Genomic DNA, 15,476 nt, shown 5'->3' with positions numbered 1-15,476 from the left:
TTCGGACCACACCTCAGAACGCACACCAGCCGACGCAGATCACGACGACGTGGGCGTCGGCGGTTCGACGGCGGTGGTGACGTCCGGCGAGGTGGTGATGCTCGGCGGGGGCGGCTCGGTGGGTTCCGCCGAGGACGGCGTTGGTAACGGAATCGTCACGACCGGTGCGGGTTCCGACGATTCGCCCACCGACGCCACGGGCTCCGGGGTGCCAGGTGTCGGCTCCGACGGTTGCGCCGGCGTCGGCTCGGGGCTCGGCCCGGTGTCGGCCGGCGGGCGCACCACGTCATCCTGCTCGGGCAGGGGCGGCGTGAAGACCGTGCGGTCCAGCCGGTACACCTCCGGGGCGGGGTCGACCGCCCGCACGTCCGGCCGGGCCGCCATGCCGCGCAACACCCCCGGCGCCGCTCGTACCACCGCCGCATAGACGCAGGAGCAGCCGGAGCGGTACGCGGCCGCCTCGGCGGTCGCCACCTCGGCGCCGCTGGCGTAGCGCGCCCGCAACTCCCGCTCGCCGTCGCCGTCGCCGTCGACCGCGGCGGCCCGGGCCCGGTAGTCGGCGGCTTCGGTCTCCTTGCGGGCCGCCACCTGACCCATTCCGGCGACCACGTCGTCCGGCACCCGCATCGCGGGGATCCTGACGATCTCGGTCTGCCGCCCCGGCAGCGGGACCCGCCCGAAGACCGTCGAGACTCCGACGTCGCCGAGCACCGTCGCCAGACGCTGCGGCGGCAGGTACGCGACGAGTGTGACGAGCGCGTAGGTCCCGTCCTCGGCGGCCGGGGCGGACTGGGTGAGCGCGGCCAGGTCGGCGGCGGCGGACCGCAGGTAGCCGGGCACGGAGTCGCCGTCGGAGACGCCCACCCGGGTCACCTCGCCCACCGTCCGGTCGCCGAGCGGAGTCTCGTCGGCGGCCCAGAGCGCGGTGCCCAGCACCGCCACCGCGGACAGCGCGGCCGCCCAGGTGAGCACCCCGGACCGGCTCGGCCGGTCGCCCAGCCGGGCCACGGCCCGGGTCAGCTGCGGCAGCAACCGTTGGTCCAGCTGCCGCAGCAGGTTGCCGGCGCGCACGGGCGGGATCCCCTCGTCGGGTCGGTGTCGGGCGGTCGCCGCTCAGTCACGCAGGATCTGGAGCGCGCGGTCCAGGTCGTCAGGGTAGTCGCTGACGAACCGGACCTCGTCCCCCGTTCGGGGGTGCAGGAAGCTCAGTTCGCGGGCGTGCAGCCACTGTCGGGCCAGGCCGAGACGGGCCGAGAGGGTGGGGTCGGCACCGTAGGTCAGGTCACCCACGCACGGGTGCCGCATGGTGGAGAAGTGCACCCGGATCTGGTGGGTCCGACCCGTCTCCAGGCGGACGTCGACCAGGCTGGCCGCCGGGAACGCCTCCAGGGTGTCGTAGTGGGTGATGCTCGGCTTACCGCCGGAGACCACCGCCCAGCGGTAGTCGTGGGTGGGGTGCCTGTCGATCGGCGCGTCGACCGTGCCGCGCAGCGGGTCCAGGTGACCCTGCACCACCGCGTGGTAGCCCTTGTCCACCTCGCGGTACTTGAAGGCCCGCTTCAACGCCGTGTAGGCCTGTTCGCTCTTTGCCACCACCATGATCCCGGTGGTGCCCACGTCGAGCCGGTGCACCACGCCCTGCCGCTCGGCGGCACCGCTCGTGGAGATGCGGTGCCCGATCGCGGCGAGGGCGCCGATCACGGTCGGGCCGGTCCACCCGGGGCTGGGGTGCGCGGCCACCCCCACCGGCTTGTCGACCACCACGATGTCGTCGTCGGCGTAGACCACCCGCAGGCCGGGCACCGCCTGCGGCACCACGGTCGGCGGGGCGACCGGGGCGGGCAGCGTGACGTCCAGCCACGAGCCGGCCTTGACCTTGTGCGAGTTGGCGCGGGAGGTGCCGTCGACGAGCGCGTCCCCGGCATCGACCAGGGCCGCGGCGGCGGTGCGGGAGAGCCCGAACAGCCGGGACACCGCCTGGTCCAGGCGCATGCCGTCCAGGCCGTCCGGGACCGGGAGGGAACGGTGGTCGCCGCCCGCGGCGAACGCGGAGGTCATGCCCGCTCCCGCTGGTCCGCGCCCTGGGTGGCGTCCGTCTCGACCGGGGCGCCGTCGCGTCCGGCCCGCCGGCCGTCCCGCTGGCGGCCGGTCAACTCCAACAGCATGGCCAGCAGCACGCCGCAGACCAGCGAGCTGTCCGCCAGGTTGAACACCGGCCAGACCTGGCCGTACGGGTCGAACAGGCTGATCATGTCGACCACGTGCCCGTGGAAGGGCGCGGGGGCCCGGAAGATCCGATCGACGAGGTTGCCCAGCGCGCCGCCCAGCACCAGGCCGAGGCAGATCGCCCACGGCAGCGAACGCAGACGCAGCGCCATCCAGACGATCCAGCCGACCACGCCGATGGTGATCAGCGGGAAGATCCAGGTGTGGTCCGCGCCGATGCTCCAGGCGGCACCGCTGTTGCGGGTCAGACTCAGGTAGACGGCCCCGCCGAGCAGCCGGACCGGCTCCCGGTCGGTCAACGCGGCCAGCGCGAGGTGCTTGGTGACCAGGTCGGCCAGCAGGGCCACCAGGGCGACTCCGGCGAGAATCGCGACGGCCCGGGGCCGGCGTATGCCGGCATCCGGGCCGGTACGGCCGGGTTCGGCGGACGGTGCTGCGGTCATGCGCTCCCCATCGAGGTGTCTCGGCGGTGATCGCTCACCGTCTCATCGCCGCCGGGGAGCGGACCTCAGCGCCGCTCCTCCAGCTGCTTGCACGTCACACACTGGGTGGCCGACGGGAAGGCGGCGAGGCGCTCGACCGGGATCGGGTTGCCGCACCGCTCGCACCAGCCGTAACCACCCTCGTCGAGACGCTCCAGAGCGCGCTCGACCTGTGTGATCCGTTCCAGAATGCTGTTGGCGAGAGAGATCTCCTGCTCCCGCTCGAGCGTCTTGGTGCCCGTGTCGGCCTGGTCGTCCCCGGCCGAGTCGGTCAGCCGATCGCGCTGCAGCTCGGTGATCTCACTCAGCGTCTGATCGTACTCGGCGCGAAGCTCGTCCCGCCGCGCCGCCAGCGCCGCCCGGATCTTCTCGGTCTCCGCGGTGCTGCGGGTGGCCTTGACCACCGGCTTGCGCCCGGCGGTCCTGGTGTCGGCTGGCTTCGCCATGGGTCGCTCCCTCGGCCGGGGAGCCGCGTTGTCCGCGGCACCTGGTCAGGGGGCGCCAATCATGACGACGTCCCCTAGATGTACGAAAAGGGGCGCACGGCGACGATCGCCGCGCACTCCGGAGGTTGGCAAGAATACGGTGCGTACAGGCGTCCGACAATGTGCCGCACCGTCGCCCCGCTTAACTACCCCTAGCCCTGCCTAACTGGGGCAAAGGGAACGCTAGCAGGTCAACCGACCGCCTCATCCCCGTACTCGCCAAACCATCGGGCCAGCCGACCGCGCCGACTGACCGCCCGCAACCGCCGTTCGGCGGCGTCGCGCACCCCGGCCGTCGCCACGATCAGCAAACTGTCGCCGGTCTTCAGCCGGGTGCCCGGAGTGGGCACGAAACCCACCCCGTCGCGCAGCACCAGCGTGACCGACGCGCCCAACGGAAGCCGCAACTCGTCGACGTGCACGCCCGCCAACCGCGAGCCCGGCGGCACCTCCAACTGGAGTAGGTCCGCCCGCATCCGCTCCAGCGGCGCGGTCTCCAGGTGGATCTCGGTGGCCTCCGCCGGCGCGGTCACCCGCAACCGGCGGGCGAACGGCCCCAGCGTGCCGGTCTGCACCAGCGTGAAGATCACCACCAGGACGAAGACCACGTCGAAGAGGCGCTCCGCCCCGGGCACCCGTTCGGAGAGCGGGATGGTCGACAGCACGATCGGCACCGCCCCGCGCAGCCCGGCCCAGGACAGGAACGCCTGTTCGCGGAGGCCGACCCGGAACGGCAGCGCCGAGACGGCCACCGACAGCGGGCGGGCCAGCAGCACCAGGGCCAGCCCCGCGACCACCGCCGGCACCACCGCCGCGTCCAGCCGGCCCGGCGAGGCCAGCAACCCGAGCAGCACGAACAACCCGATCTGGGCGAGCCACGCCAGCCCGTCCGCGAAGCCGAGGATCGCCTGCCGGTGGGACAGCCGGGCATTGCCCAGCAGCACCCCGGCCACGTAGACGGCGAGGAACCCCGAGGCGTGCAGCACCGCCCCCGCCGCGTACGCCAGCACGGTGATGCCCACCGCGGCGATCGGGTAGAGCCCGGCCGAGGGCAGCGCGGCCCGCCGCAGCGCCCAGGTGCCGGCGATGCCCGCGCCCACGCCCACCGCCGCGCCGGCGCCCAGCTCGTAACAGACCAGCAGGACCTCGTACCACCACGGGTGCGACCAGCCCTGGTGCGACAGCAGCACCACCAGCAGCACCACCGGGGCGTCGTTCATGCCCGACTCGGCCTCCAGCGTCGCCACCAGGCGGGGCGGCAACCGCAGCCGGCGCAGGGTGGCGAAGACGGCCGCCGCGTCGGTGGACGACAGCACCGCGCCGTAGAGCAGCGCCAAGCGCCAGTCCAGCCCCAGCAGCAGGTGCACGGCGACGCCGACCACCACGATGCTCACGATCACGCCGACCGTGGAGAGCGCGGACGCCAGCCCGAGCACCGGTCGCAGCGTGGACCACCGGGCGGTCAGACCGCCCTCCGCGATGATCACGATCAGTGCGCAGAAGCCGAGGGTACGGGTCAACTCGACGTCGTCGAAGCGGATGCCCAGACCACTCTCACCGATCGCCACGCCCAGCGCCAGGTAGACCAGCAGGCTTGGCACACCCAGCCGGGTGGAGAGTCGCACCGCGCCGACGGCGACCAGCAGCACGGCCGCTCCCAGCAGCAGCGCGATATCAAACCCGGGCGTCACGGCTGCCCGGCCTGGGCGTTCCTCACTCGGCGGATCCGTCGCGCAGTCGGCACAGCACCTCGGACAGGTCCGGGCTGGGCCGATCGACGAGGAAGAGCTTGTCCCGACTGGCCGCGCCGGCGCGCAGGGCGACCTCGGACCGCCGGACACCCAGAGCAGCGGCCAGTGCCCGGCGAGCCGCCTCGGTTGCCCGACCGTCGACGGCCGGCTCGTGCACCGCGATCACGAGGGCGGGACCGTGCGGGCCGTCGAAGCAGCCGCCCACCCGGGCGGACGAGGCGCCGGGTTTCACGCGTACCGCCACGGTGAGCGTGTCCTGCGCGGGCACCGGGGCCGCTTCAGATCGGCCGGGCGTCGGCGAGCAGGGCGGTGGCTGGCGCGCAGTCGGCGCACGGGGTGAAACCGAGCTCGGCGGCCTCGGCGACCGGCAGCGTCTCGGGCACCCGGCCGACGAGATGCGGGCAACTGGCGAGGTGGTAGCGGGGGTGGCCGTCCACCACCTCGACGTCGTCGGCAAGCCGCGCCACCCGGGCCGCCTCGGCGGGGGTGATCAGTTGCTCGCCGGGCTCGTCGGTGGTCGGGGCGCCATGGCGGAGATCGTCGTCGGTCGACGTCGCCGGGCTGACCGGGCGGACCGGCGAGGACGTGTGGTCGGCCGGCGGCCCGAACGGGGGCCACGCTCCGAACGGGGGCGCGTCGTCGGCCCGCGGGTCGAAGCCCGGCGCGTCGTCGACCCGCCCGTCGAAGCCCGGCGCGTCGTCGACCCGCCCGTCGAACGGGGGCACGTCGTCGAGCGGCGCGTCGGCGGGTGCCTCGTGGTCGACCGGCGGCGCGGGTGGTTGCCGCCACCCGGTGCCGCCGGTACCAACCGTCGTGGGCACATGCTGGACCGGCACTTCCGGGCCGACCAGCGGCGGCCCGTACGCGACACCCGGCGTGGCCTGGCTGGCCGTACGGGGTGCGTCGGGTTGCCGCCGGCCGGTCCGACCGGGATCCGCCGTGGCGCGGTTGGCGGCTGCCTGACGGGCACCCACCACCAACGCCACGGCGGCCAGCAGACTGGCCGCGATAGAGATGATCAACATGATGCTGGAGCCACCGGCCAGGCCGAGCACCAGGAGCACCACCGCGACGAGGATGAGCAGGAGACTTGCGACTATCACGGCTCACCCCCGCCGCGTCGTACCGTCCAGACAGGGCCGGCGACCGTCACCATTGGCGGAGAACGATCGCCGGCCGGCGCTCAGCGTCCGGCTTCGAGGGCGCCGGAACGCCCGCTGCCGTACGAACCGGCGAGACCCGCAGCGGCCAGCCCGTTGCCGCCGGCGACCCGGCCTGCCTCGGAGCGGGTCATCTCGGCCTCCAGGCCCTGGCCACGACCGTCGAGGTCACGCAGCTGGCTCTCCAGGTACGCCTTGAGCCGGGTGCGGTACTCGCGCTCGAACTGCTTGAGCTCCTCGATGTGCTTCTGCAGGGCCGTGCGCTTGGCGTCCAGGCCGCCCATGGCCTCCTGGTGCCGCTGGCGGGCGTCCCGCTCCAGGGCGTCGGCCTTCGCGCGAGCCTCGCGGGTCACCTCCTCGGCCTTGCCACGGGCCTCGGACAGCAGCTGGTCGGCTTCGCGGCGCGCGTCGGACACGTGGTCGTCGGCGGTGCGCTGGGCCATCATCAGCACGCGCAGGGCCTGCTGCTCACCGTCACCGGTGACGCCGCCGGCCGGGCCGCCGGTCGCGCGGACCTGCTCCAGCTCGGCCTGCATCGCGCGGGCAGCCTGCTCGGCCGCCGACTTGTCGCGCTGCACCCGGTCCAGTTGGGCCTTGACGTCGTTGAGCTCCGCCGCCAGTCGGGCGTCGCCGCCGGGGCCTGCGGGGGCACCGCCACGGCCGCCGCGCTCCACCTGGGCGCGCAGCTCGTTGTTTTCCTCGATGAGACGGGCGAGCTCGCGCTCGACCTCGTCCAGGAAGGCGTCGACCTCCTCCTCGTCATACCCCCGCTTGCCGATCGGCGGCTTTTTGAAGGCGACGTTGTGGACGTCGGCCGGGGTCAGCGGCATCGAAACTCCTCGGGTCAGTTGCGGCCGCGAAAGCGCGTCGGTCATCAGGCAGATGCCCTGATCGACGGCCCTAACACGAACTCCATCAGCACGAACAGGATAACCAGGAGCACAAGGGAGGCCAGGTCGATGCTCACGGTACCAATTCGCAGCGGAGGGATCACACGCCTCAACGCGTTGAGAGGGGGATCAGTGACGCTCCACACGGATTCCAATCCTGCCGATGCGCCGCGGCCCGGTTGCCAGCGCCGGCCGTACTGCAGGACGGCGCTCAACACGAACCGGGACAGAAGAAGAAGCAGGAAGACATAAAGGATCAGGTACAACACTTGCAGTAAGATCGACAACACGGTCAGCGACGTCCCTCGGGTCGGGCGGGGGTCAACTCAAACTGAAAAAGCCGCCCTCAGCGATCTTGGCCTTGTCCTCAGCGGTGACCTGGACGTTAGCCGGTGAGAGCAGGAACACCCGATTGGTCACGCGCTCGATCGTACCGCGCAGGCCGAACGCCAGCCCGGCCGCAAAGTCAACCAGACGGCGGGCATCCGCCTCATCCATTTCGGTGAGATTGATGATCACCGGAACGCCGTCGCGGAAGTGCTCACCGATGGTGCGCGCCTCCCGGTAGGTGGTCGGGTGCAGCGTGGTGATCTGGTACCGCTGCTCCTCCTCGGGCAGCGCCCGCTCCCGCGACGTGACCTGCGGCGCGAGGGCCAGATTGTCCCGGGTGTGGTACGTCAGCGCGCCGGACGTCTCGCCCGCCGACGACCGGGTGATCGACCGCACGCTGGACCGCTCGGCCCGTTCCGCGCGCTCGCCGTCACCACGCTCGGACTCACTCAACCGCCCGCTCGTCCGCTCGGAGAGTCGACCCCGCTCAGTGGCGCGCGGCCGGGGAGCCGGCGGCTCCTCGGTGTCGTCCTCGTCCTCGTCGGCGAACTCCTCGGCGTACCGGCTCTGCCGGTACCGCGAGTCACGGTAGCCACCCTTGTCGTAGCCACCGTCGTCGTAGGCCCGCTCGTCGTCTTCTTCGACCAGACCGAGCCAGACCCCCGCCTTGCGCAGTGCACCCATCCCGCGCCCTTCCGTCCGCCGTGCGGCACGCGCCCCCGTGCCATGTCGCCCGTCGCGAGTGGACAACCATGCCCATCGGACCGGAACCGCAATCCCCCCAGCGCGCGATTCGCGTCGCGCGCACGACCCCCGACAGGAGACGCCGCCCCTGAAACAACACTGATGTAATTTGCTTGTCTCGCGGTCAGGCTACCGCAGCGTGGGACGCATTCCGAGCAACGCGCTACCGACGCGGACATGTGTCGCGCCGTATCGGATCGCGATTTCGAAATCTCCGCTCATTCCCGCGGACAGCGCGGTGGCTCCCGGATGGACAGCCCGAAACGCGTCGGTAACCTCCGCGAGCCGGGCGAACGCCCGTTCCGGCTCCCACCCCAGCGGAGCGACCGCCATCAGCCCGACCAGACGCAGCCCTGGGGCGTCGGCGATCGCCTCGGCCACCGGCTCCAGTCCGGAGCCAGGATCCGCCGAGTCGGGCAGGGCCCCGCCCCGGGCCGCGTCGCCGTCGATGCTCACCTGGATCAGGGCGTCGAGCGGCGTCTGCCGGTCGGCGGTCGCGGTGGCCAACGCCCGGGCCAGCCGGACACTGTCGACGGAGTGCACCGCGTCGGCGTAGCGGACCACCGAGCGGGCCTTGTTGCGTTGCAGCTGACCGATGAAGTGCCAGCGGGGACGTACCCCGGCCGCGGCCACCTCGGCGGCCTTGGCGGCCGCCTCCTGGTCGCGGTTCTCCCCCACGTCGGTCACCCCGAGCCCGGCCAGCGCCACCACGTCGCTGGCCGGGTAGGTCTTCGTCACGGCGATCATCGTGACCTCGGCACGGTCCCGACCGGCCTGCGCGCAGGCGTCGGCGATGCGGGACCTGATGTGGGCCAGGCCGGCCGCCAGTTCGGCGTGCCGGTCCGGTCGTACCGTGGCTGAGCTGTCGGTCATCGGCGGTGCTCAGGACCCGTTCTTGAGGAAGTCGGGGACGTCGACGTCGTCGAAGAGCACGCGCCGCGGCGACTGGGCCGGTGTCGGGTTGCTGACCGGCGCCGGCACCGGGGTGCTCTGCGGCGCCGGCTGGTTGGTGTTGGTCTTGCGGGTCGGCTCGGCCGCCTTGTACGCGGGAGTGCCGCCGTCGAAGCCCGCCGCGATGACAGTCACCCGCACCTCGTCGCCGAGCGCGTCGTCGATGACCGCGCCGAAGATGATGTTGGCGTCCGGGTGGGCCGCGTCGGTGACCAGCTGGGCCGCGTCGTTGATCTCGAACAGACCCAGGTCGGAACCACCGGCGATGGAGAGCAGCACGCCCCGCGCACCGTCCATGCTCTGCTCCAGCAGTGGGCTGGAGATGGCCGCCTCGGCCGCCTCGACCGCGCGGTTCTCCCCACGGGCGCTGCCGATGCCCATCAACGCGCTGCCGGCGCCGCTCATCACGCTCTTGACGTCGGCGAAGTCCAGGTTGATCAGACCCGGGGTGGTGATCAGGTCGGTGATGCCCTGCACACCGGAGAGCAGCACCTGGTCCGCCGTCCGGAACGCGTCCATCATGCTGATGTTGCGGTCACCCAGGGCCAGCAGCCGGTCGTTCGGGATCACGATCAGCGTGTCGCACTGGTTACGCAGCTCGTCTATTCCCGTCTCGGCCTGCACCTGGCGGCGCTTGCCCTCGAAGGAGAACGGCCGGGTCACCACGCCGATGGTCAGCGCGCCGAGCTTGCGGGCGATGTTGGCCACCACGGGCGCGCCGCCGGTGCCGGTGCCACCGCCCTCACCGCAGGTCACGAAGACCATGTCGGCGCCCTTGAGCACCTCCTCGATCTCGTCGCGGTGGTCCTCGGCGGCGTTCTTGCCGACGTCGGGGTTGGCGCCGGCGCCCAGGCCGCGGGTCAACTCCCGGCCCACGTCGAGCTTGACGTCGGCGTCACTCATCAGCAGTGCCTGGGCATCCGTGTTGATCGCGATGAACTCGACGCCCTTGAGCCCAACCTCGATCATCCGGTTGACGGCGTTGACCCCGCCGCCCCCGATGCCGACGACCTTGATGACCGCCAGGTAGTTGTGCGGAGGTGTCATCTCCGGTCCTTTCCTTCGAGATTGGCTTCGGCCGACCGGTTACGGCGTGGCCAGACCAGCGGCCGACGACAGCTGTCACCAGCGAGGCTCAGAGGTGAACCCTCACCCTCTACTAGAGGCTTACAGTTATGTCAACCACTGTTCCTCTTCCGGGCAACGTAAGCGCCACCGCGCCAGGAGCCAAGGACCCGACCGGCGTGTCGCCGAGCCGAGCGCGACGGGTCACCTCCGCGGGCGCTCACCGGTCAGCGAAAGGTCACCACATCGGGAGCGCTCACGTCGATCCGGGCGGCGTCCTCGTCCAGCAGGGCGGTGGCCACCGTCGCCTTGTCCGTGCCCCGGGTCGCGTCGCCCCAGACCACCGTCCGGTCCCCCCGCAACCGCAGGCTGATCCGCGCCAACCCCTCCACCCGCAGGTCCACCAACTCCGCGCGGAGCTGCGGGGTCAGGGCGGAGAGGACCTCCAGCGCGGCCCGGGTGCCCGGGTCGTCGGCGGCCGGACGGCCCACCGTCACCTGCGGCAGATCGGCCGGACGCCGGTCCACCGTCCGGAACGCCACCCCACTCCGGTCGATCAGGGCGAACGCCGCCCCCTGCGGCACCGCCGCCACCGGAGTCCGCTCGGTCACCCGCACCACGAGCGCGCCGGGCCAGTCCCGGGAGACCCTGGCCCGCTCCACCGCCGGCAGCGCACCGACCCGGCGGGCGGCGGCGGCCAGGTCCACCCGGGCCAGCGGCACCCCGTCCGGCACCCCGACCGCCTCGTGCACCTGCACCGGGGTGACCAGGCCGGCGCCCTCCACCCGCACCTCCCGGACCCCGAACAGCCCGGTGCCGAGCACCGTCCAGGCGACCAGCCCGGCCAGCGCGAGCACCCCGGCCGTCACCGCCCACGGCAGCGCCGCGCGCATCCGACGCTGCCGGGCACGAGCCATGAACCGGCGCGTCGAGGGCGGTACCGCGTCGCGCCCCGCCCGGACCAACTGCCACCGCCGCGCCGGACCACGACGCGGGGCGCCACCGTCGGCGGCGCTGGTCCGCCCCCGGGCCGGGCCGGGACTCATCCGGCCAGGGGCGCCGCGCCGCCGGGCGCGGCGGTGCCACCGAGAGCCGCTCCGTCGCCGCCGGCAGTGGTCCCACCCGGCACCGCGTCAGCGATCGCCGGGGACGTGGCCGCCGGGTCGACGGTCGCGGTCGGCGCCGGGCCGGCCGTACGCTCACCCAGGGCCACCAGCAACTCGTCACCCATCAGCGAGATCGGCGGGGCGCCCATGGTGACCACCACGTCCCCGGTACGCGCGCGACGGGCCACCTCGACCGGGGCCTGCTCCCACGACTCCACGAAGACCTTGCGGTCGGCGGGCAGGTCCACGGCCGCGATCAGCGCCGCCGAACCCTCGCCGGGCTGCCGCAGCTCGCCCGGCCCGAAGACCTCCAGCAGCACCACCTCGTCGGCGATGGCCAGCGCGTCGGCGATCTCCGCCTGGTTGTCGCGGGTGCGGTACAGCCGGTACGGCTGGAAGACGACGATCAACCGGCCGTCCCCGGCCACCTCGCGCAGCGTCTGCATGGCGAGCGTCATCGAGGTCGGGTGGTAGGCGTACTCGTCGTAGACCAGCACGCCGTCCGCGACACCCTTGCGCTCGAAGCGCCGCCGCACGCCGGGGAAGACCGCGAGCGCGGCCTCGGCCGCCTCCAGCGGCAACTCCAGCAGGTACGCGGCCAGCACCGCGGCGGCGCTGTTCAGACCCATGTGCCGCCCCGGCACCGGCAGACGGAACTCGCCGAGCGACCGGCCGTCGATCGCGGCCAGGTAGCGCACCCCGCGCGCGGAGGAGACGATGTCGGTCAACCGCAGGTCGGCGTCGGCGGCCTCGCCGTAGGTGAACACCCGCCGCCCCTCGGCGCGCAGGCTCTCGGCCAGCCGCCGGCCGCCCGGGTCGTCGGCGCAGGTGATGATGAACCCGTCCGGGTCGGTCAGGCGGGCGAACTCCACGAACGCCGCCTCCAGCGTCGCGTAGTCGCCGTAGGTGTTCAGGTGGTCGGCCTCGACGTTGGTGATGATCGAGACGTACGGGCGGTAGATGAGGAACGAGCGGTCACTCTCGTCGGCCTCGACCACGAAGTGCTCGCCGGTGCCGTGGTGGGCGCCCGAGCCGACCTCGGAGATCTCCCCGCCGATCACGAAGGACGGGTCCACACCCGCCTGCTGGAGCACCATGGTCACCATCGAGGTGGTGGTGGTCTTGCCGTGTGTGCCGGCCACCGCCACCGCCCGACGTCCGGTCATCGCCGCGGCGAGGGCCTCCGAGCGGTGCAGCACCCGCAGGCCGCGCCGACGCGCTTCGACCAGCTCCAGGTGGTCCTGCGGAATGGCCGACGAGTAGACGACGGTGTCCACACCGTCGAGGTTGCTCGCCTCGTGGCTGAGGTGGATGGTGCCGCCGAGCGCCCGCAGCCCCTCCAGCGAGGGCCACTCCCGCAGGTCGCTGCCGGAGACCCGGATGCCCCGGGTGAGCAGCAGCCGGGCCACGCCGAGCATGCCGACCCCACCCACCCCGATCAGGTGGACGGCCCCCAGGTCCTCCGCGGTGAGCGTGCCGGCCGGGGTGAACTGCGCGGTCATCGGGCCACCGCCGCGAGGACGAAGGAGCGCAGTGCCTCGTCACCGTCCCGCCGCCCGTACGCCGCCGCGGCCGCGCCCATCGCGGCCAGCCGCTGCGGGTCGCGGATGAGCGGGATGACGGTGCGCTCCAGCCAGTCCGGGGTGAGCTCCGCGTCGTCGACGAGCAGCCCACCGCCGGCCTCCACCACGGGCAACGCGTTGCGCCGCTGCTCCTGGTTGCTGTGCGGGTACGGCACGTAGATCGTGGGCTGCCCGATCGCGGCCACCTCGGCGACGGTCATCGCCCCGCCCCGGGCCAGCATCAGGTCGGCGGCGGCGTAGCCCAGCTCCATCTCGGACAGGTAGGGCAACGTCACGTACGGCACCGGCAGATCGGTGGGGATCGGCACCGGCTCGTTGCGCGCGCCCATCACGTGCAGCACCTGCACGCCGTTGCGGGCCAACTCCTTGGCCGCCCCGGAGACCGCCAGGTTGATCGAGCGGGCGCCCGACGAGCCGCCGGAGACGAAGAGCACCGGCAGGTCCGGGCGGAGCCCGAAGTGGGCGCGGGCGGCGTTGCGCAGCGCGTACCGGTCCAGCCCGGCGATGGTGCGGCGCAGCGGCACCCCCACGATCGTGGCGTCGCGCAGCGACTCGGCCTGGCTCGGCTGGTGCGGGAAGCCGACGGCGATGTTCTTGGTGAACTTCATGCCCAGGCGGTTGGCCACGCCCGGTGGCACGTTCACCTCGTGGATCACCATGGGCAGTTCCCTGCGCCAGGCGGCGAGGTAGGCCGGCACCGAGACGTACCCGCCGAAGCCGACGACCACGTCGGCCTTGACCTCGTCGATCACCTTGCCCGCGGCGCGGGCCGCGGTCCACATCCGGCCCGGGGTACGGACCAGGTTCATGTTGACCGACCGGGGCAGTTGGTACGCCGGGATCTGCCGCAGGTCGTAGCCCTGCGGCGGAATCAGGTCGTTCTCCATGCCCTTGGGTGTGCCGAGGCAGGTGATCCGGACGCCCGGGTCGTGTCGGCGCAGGCAGTCGGCGAAGGCGAGCAGCGGGTAGATGTGCCCCCCGGTGCCACCTCCCGCGAGCACCACCGAACGCAGCGGACCCATCAGCGTCTCCTCTCGCTCGCCGTACCGCCGCGGGTGCGGTCCTGTCGGACCCCGCGCGGTGCGGCCTGGTCGTCATGGCGCCGCTCGCGGGACCGGGGCACGGACCCTCGGCCAGCGGGCGGCGTCGCCGGTCGGCGACGCCGGCCGGGAAGCGGCGGCAACGGGGCCCAGAGTAGTCGGACCCACCGGGCCGGCGGACGGGCATGCAGGGCTCTGGCCGCATCGGGTTCGGCGCGGGCGAAGGAGGCCAGCATGCCGATGCCGGCCAACGTCACCACCAGGGCGCTTCCGCCGTCGGAGATGAACGGCAGCGGCAGGCCGGTGATCGGCAGCAGCCCGACCACCCCACCGATGTTGATCACCGCCTGGCTGACCAGCCAGGTGGTCACGGCGGCGGCGGCGAGCCGGCGGAACGGATCGTCGACCCGCCGGGCGATCCGCAACCCGGTGTACGCGAGGACCGCGAACAGGCTGAGGATGACGACGCACCCGATCACGCCCAGTTCCTCGGCGATGATCGCGAAGATGAAGTCGTTGTGTGCCTCGGGCAGCCAGTCCCACTTCAGACTGCCCTTGCCCAGCCCGACACCGAACCAGCCGCCGTGCTCGATGGCCAGCCGACCCTGGTAGACCTGGTAACACGGGTCTCCGCACTTGTCCGGCGGCGGTGGGTTGAGGAAGAGCGTCAGTCGCGCCAGGCGGTAGTTGTCCGCGCCCTTCTCGCCGGAGCCGGCGCCCAGTGAGGCCACCGCGATGAGCAGGCCGACACCGAGCAGACCGACCACGGTCAGGGCGCCGAAGACGCGCATCCGTACACCGGCGGCCCAGAGCAGACCGACCACCAGGGCCAGCAGGCAGAGCATGGTGCCCACGTCGTTGTAGCCGACCAGCACGAAGAGCAGGCCCATCACCGGGAAGAGCGGGGTGGCCAACTCCCGCCACCAGCCCAGCGCGGCGCCCTTGCGGGCGATCACGTGCGCCCCCCAGAGCACCAACGCGATCTTGGCCAGCTCGGAGGGTTGCACCTGGATCCCGCCGATGAACAGCCAGAGCAGCCGCGCCTCGATCGGGCCGATCCGAGCGGAGTCCTGTTGGGTCAGGCGCGCATAGGCGAGCAGCAGGTTGAGCACCAGCAGCAGCCCGATCGCGGTGAACAGCAGCGGCCGGCCCAGCGACCGGTAGGTGCTGGCGGGCAGGCGCTGGCAGGCCCAGAACACCCCGATGCCGATCACCGCGAAGATCGCCTGCTTGGTCACCGAGGCTGAGGCGTTGCCGTCCTGGGCGTAGTCCTTCACGCTGGTCGCCGAGAAGACCATGGTCAGCCCGATCAGCAGCAGCAGGCCGGCGCTGGACAACAGCAGGTAGTAGGAGGCCAGCGGCCGGTCCAGCAGGCCGCGCAGCGCGGCGAGCCCGCCGGCCGCGTCCAGCCCGCGCAGCGGCACGGGCTGCGCCGGCTGCGCCGTGCGCGGTGTCGCGGGCGGTTCCGGGCCGCGCGTGTCGTCCGGCTGCGCGACGGCCTCCGCGGTTCGCGCCGCGCCGGGTGACCGCCGCGGGCGGCCGGCTGTCCTGTCGTCGGTGCCTGAATCCTCCCCCACCCCGACATCATCACCGCTGGGCGCGCCCGAGCGGCCCACAACGACACACCGGGCGTGTCGGATCCGGGGGGCGGCACCCGCGCATG

At 72.7% G+C, this 15,476-nt stretch carries 15 protein-coding genes and 2 pseudogenes; all 17 read right to left on the bottom strand.

Annotated features, from left to right (window positions below; all coding sequences use genetic code 11):
• Positions 1–39: 39 nt before the first annotated feature.
• Complete coding sequence (locus tag AB0A90_RS22455) at positions 40–1,071, bottom strand: hypothetical protein (RefSeq protein ID WP_357251086.1); 1,032 nt, start codon at positions 1,069–1,071, stop codon at positions 40–42.
• A 42-nt stretch (positions 1,072–1,113) separates the two neighbouring features.
• Positions 1,114–2,058, bottom strand: coding sequence for an RluA family pseudouridine synthase (locus AB0A90_RS22450; protein ID WP_357251084.1), 945 nt, complete (start codon positions 2,056–2,058; stop codon positions 1,114–1,116).
• The gene (lspA, locus tag AB0A90_RS22445; RefSeq protein ID WP_357251082.1) at positions 2,055–2,669 is read right to left on the bottom strand and encodes a signal peptidase II; all 615 of its coding nucleotides are present in this window, start codon (positions 2,667–2,669) and stop codon (positions 2,055–2,057) included. Before lspA ends, AB0A90_RS22450 begins: the two co-directional genes overlap by 4 nt.
• Before the next feature lie 65 nt (positions 2,670–2,734).
• Positions 2,735–3,154 (bottom strand): TraR/DksA C4-type zinc finger protein, encoded by a 420-nt coding sequence (locus tag AB0A90_RS22440; protein ID WP_357251079.1) that lies wholly within the window; start codon positions 3,152–3,154, stop codon positions 2,735–2,737.
• A 230-nt stretch (positions 3,155–3,384) separates the two neighbouring features.
• Entirely contained in the window at positions 3,385–4,884 is a 1,500-nt protein-coding gene (locus tag AB0A90_RS22435) for a potassium/proton antiporter (RefSeq protein ID WP_357251076.1), read from the bottom strand.
• 22 nt (positions 4,885–4,906) lie between these two features.
• Complete coding sequence (locus AB0A90_RS22430) at positions 4,907–5,212, bottom strand: DUF167 domain-containing protein (RefSeq protein ID WP_357251073.1); 306 nt, start codon at positions 5,210–5,212, stop codon at positions 4,907–4,909.
• A 10-nt stretch (positions 5,213–5,222) separates the two neighbouring features.
• A pseudogene (locus AB0A90_RS22425) lies at positions 5,223–5,456 on the bottom strand (hypothetical protein); the annotation flags it as partial.
• A gap of 249 nt (positions 5,457–5,705) precedes the next feature.
• Positions 5,706–6,011 (bottom strand): annotated as a pseudogene (locus AB0A90_RS22420) (hypothetical protein); the annotation flags it as partial.
• Between the two features lie 116 nt (positions 6,012–6,127).
• Complete coding sequence (locus AB0A90_RS22415; protein ID WP_357251070.1) at positions 6,128–6,934, bottom strand: DivIVA domain-containing protein; 807 nt, start codon at positions 6,932–6,934, stop codon at positions 6,128–6,130.
• A gap of 44 nt (positions 6,935–6,978) precedes the next feature.
• Complete coding sequence (locus AB0A90_RS22410) at positions 6,979–7,284, bottom strand: YggT family protein (RefSeq protein ID WP_030334503.1); 306 nt, start codon at positions 7,282–7,284, stop codon at positions 6,979–6,981.
• A 31-nt stretch (positions 7,285–7,315) separates the two neighbouring features.
• Positions 7,316–8,008 carry a cell division protein SepF gene (locus tag AB0A90_RS22405; RefSeq protein ID WP_357251067.1) on the bottom strand — a complete coding sequence of 231 codons (693 nt, stop codon included), beginning with the start codon at positions 8,006–8,008 and terminating at the stop codon, positions 7,316–7,318.
• A gap of 189 nt (positions 8,009–8,197) precedes the next feature.
• Positions 8,198–8,941: a YggS family pyridoxal phosphate-dependent enzyme gene (locus AB0A90_RS22400; RefSeq protein WP_357251064.1), complete on the bottom strand. Its 744-nt coding sequence runs from the start codon at positions 8,939–8,941 to the stop codon at positions 8,198–8,200.
• Between the two features lie 9 nt (positions 8,942–8,950).
• A complete protein-coding gene (gene ftsZ / locus AB0A90_RS22395; RefSeq protein ID WP_357251061.1) occupies positions 8,951–10,066 on the bottom strand; it encodes a cell division protein FtsZ in 1,116 nt (371 codons plus the stop codon).
• 245 nt (positions 10,067–10,311) lie between these two features.
• Positions 10,312–11,130 (bottom strand): FtsQ-type POTRA domain-containing protein, encoded by an 819-nt coding sequence (locus tag AB0A90_RS22390; protein ID WP_357251059.1) that lies wholly within the window; start codon positions 11,128–11,130, stop codon positions 10,312–10,314.
• Positions 11,127–12,692 carry a UDP-N-acetylmuramate--L-alanine ligase gene (gene murC / locus AB0A90_RS22385; RefSeq protein WP_357251056.1) on the bottom strand — a complete coding sequence of 522 codons (1,566 nt, stop codon included), beginning with the start codon at positions 12,690–12,692 and terminating at the stop codon, positions 11,127–11,129. The genes AB0A90_RS22390 and murC overlap by 4 nt, the downstream gene beginning before the upstream one ends.
• Positions 12,689–13,795 (bottom strand): undecaprenyldiphospho-muramoylpentapeptide beta-N-acetylglucosaminyltransferase, encoded by a 1,107-nt coding sequence (gene murG / locus AB0A90_RS22380; RefSeq protein ID WP_357251053.1) that lies wholly within the window; start codon positions 13,793–13,795, stop codon positions 12,689–12,691. Before murG ends, murC begins: the two co-directional genes overlap by 4 nt.
• Positions 13,795–15,237: a putative peptidoglycan glycosyltransferase FtsW gene (locus AB0A90_RS22375; RefSeq protein WP_357251428.1), complete on the bottom strand. Its 1,443-nt coding sequence runs from the start codon at positions 15,235–15,237 to the stop codon at positions 13,795–13,797. Before AB0A90_RS22375 ends, murG begins: the two co-directional genes overlap by 1 nt.
• Positions 15,238–15,476 lie beyond the last annotated feature (239 nt).

Source organism: Micromonospora sp. NPDC049204 (assembly GCF_040647935.1).
In the GTDB taxonomy this organism is placed as follows: domain Bacteria; phylum Actinomycetota; class Actinomycetes; order Mycobacteriales; family Micromonosporaceae; genus Micromonospora.
The sequence above is the reverse complement of the archived record's forward strand: the minus strand, read 5'-3'. Positions and strand labels throughout refer to the sequence as shown.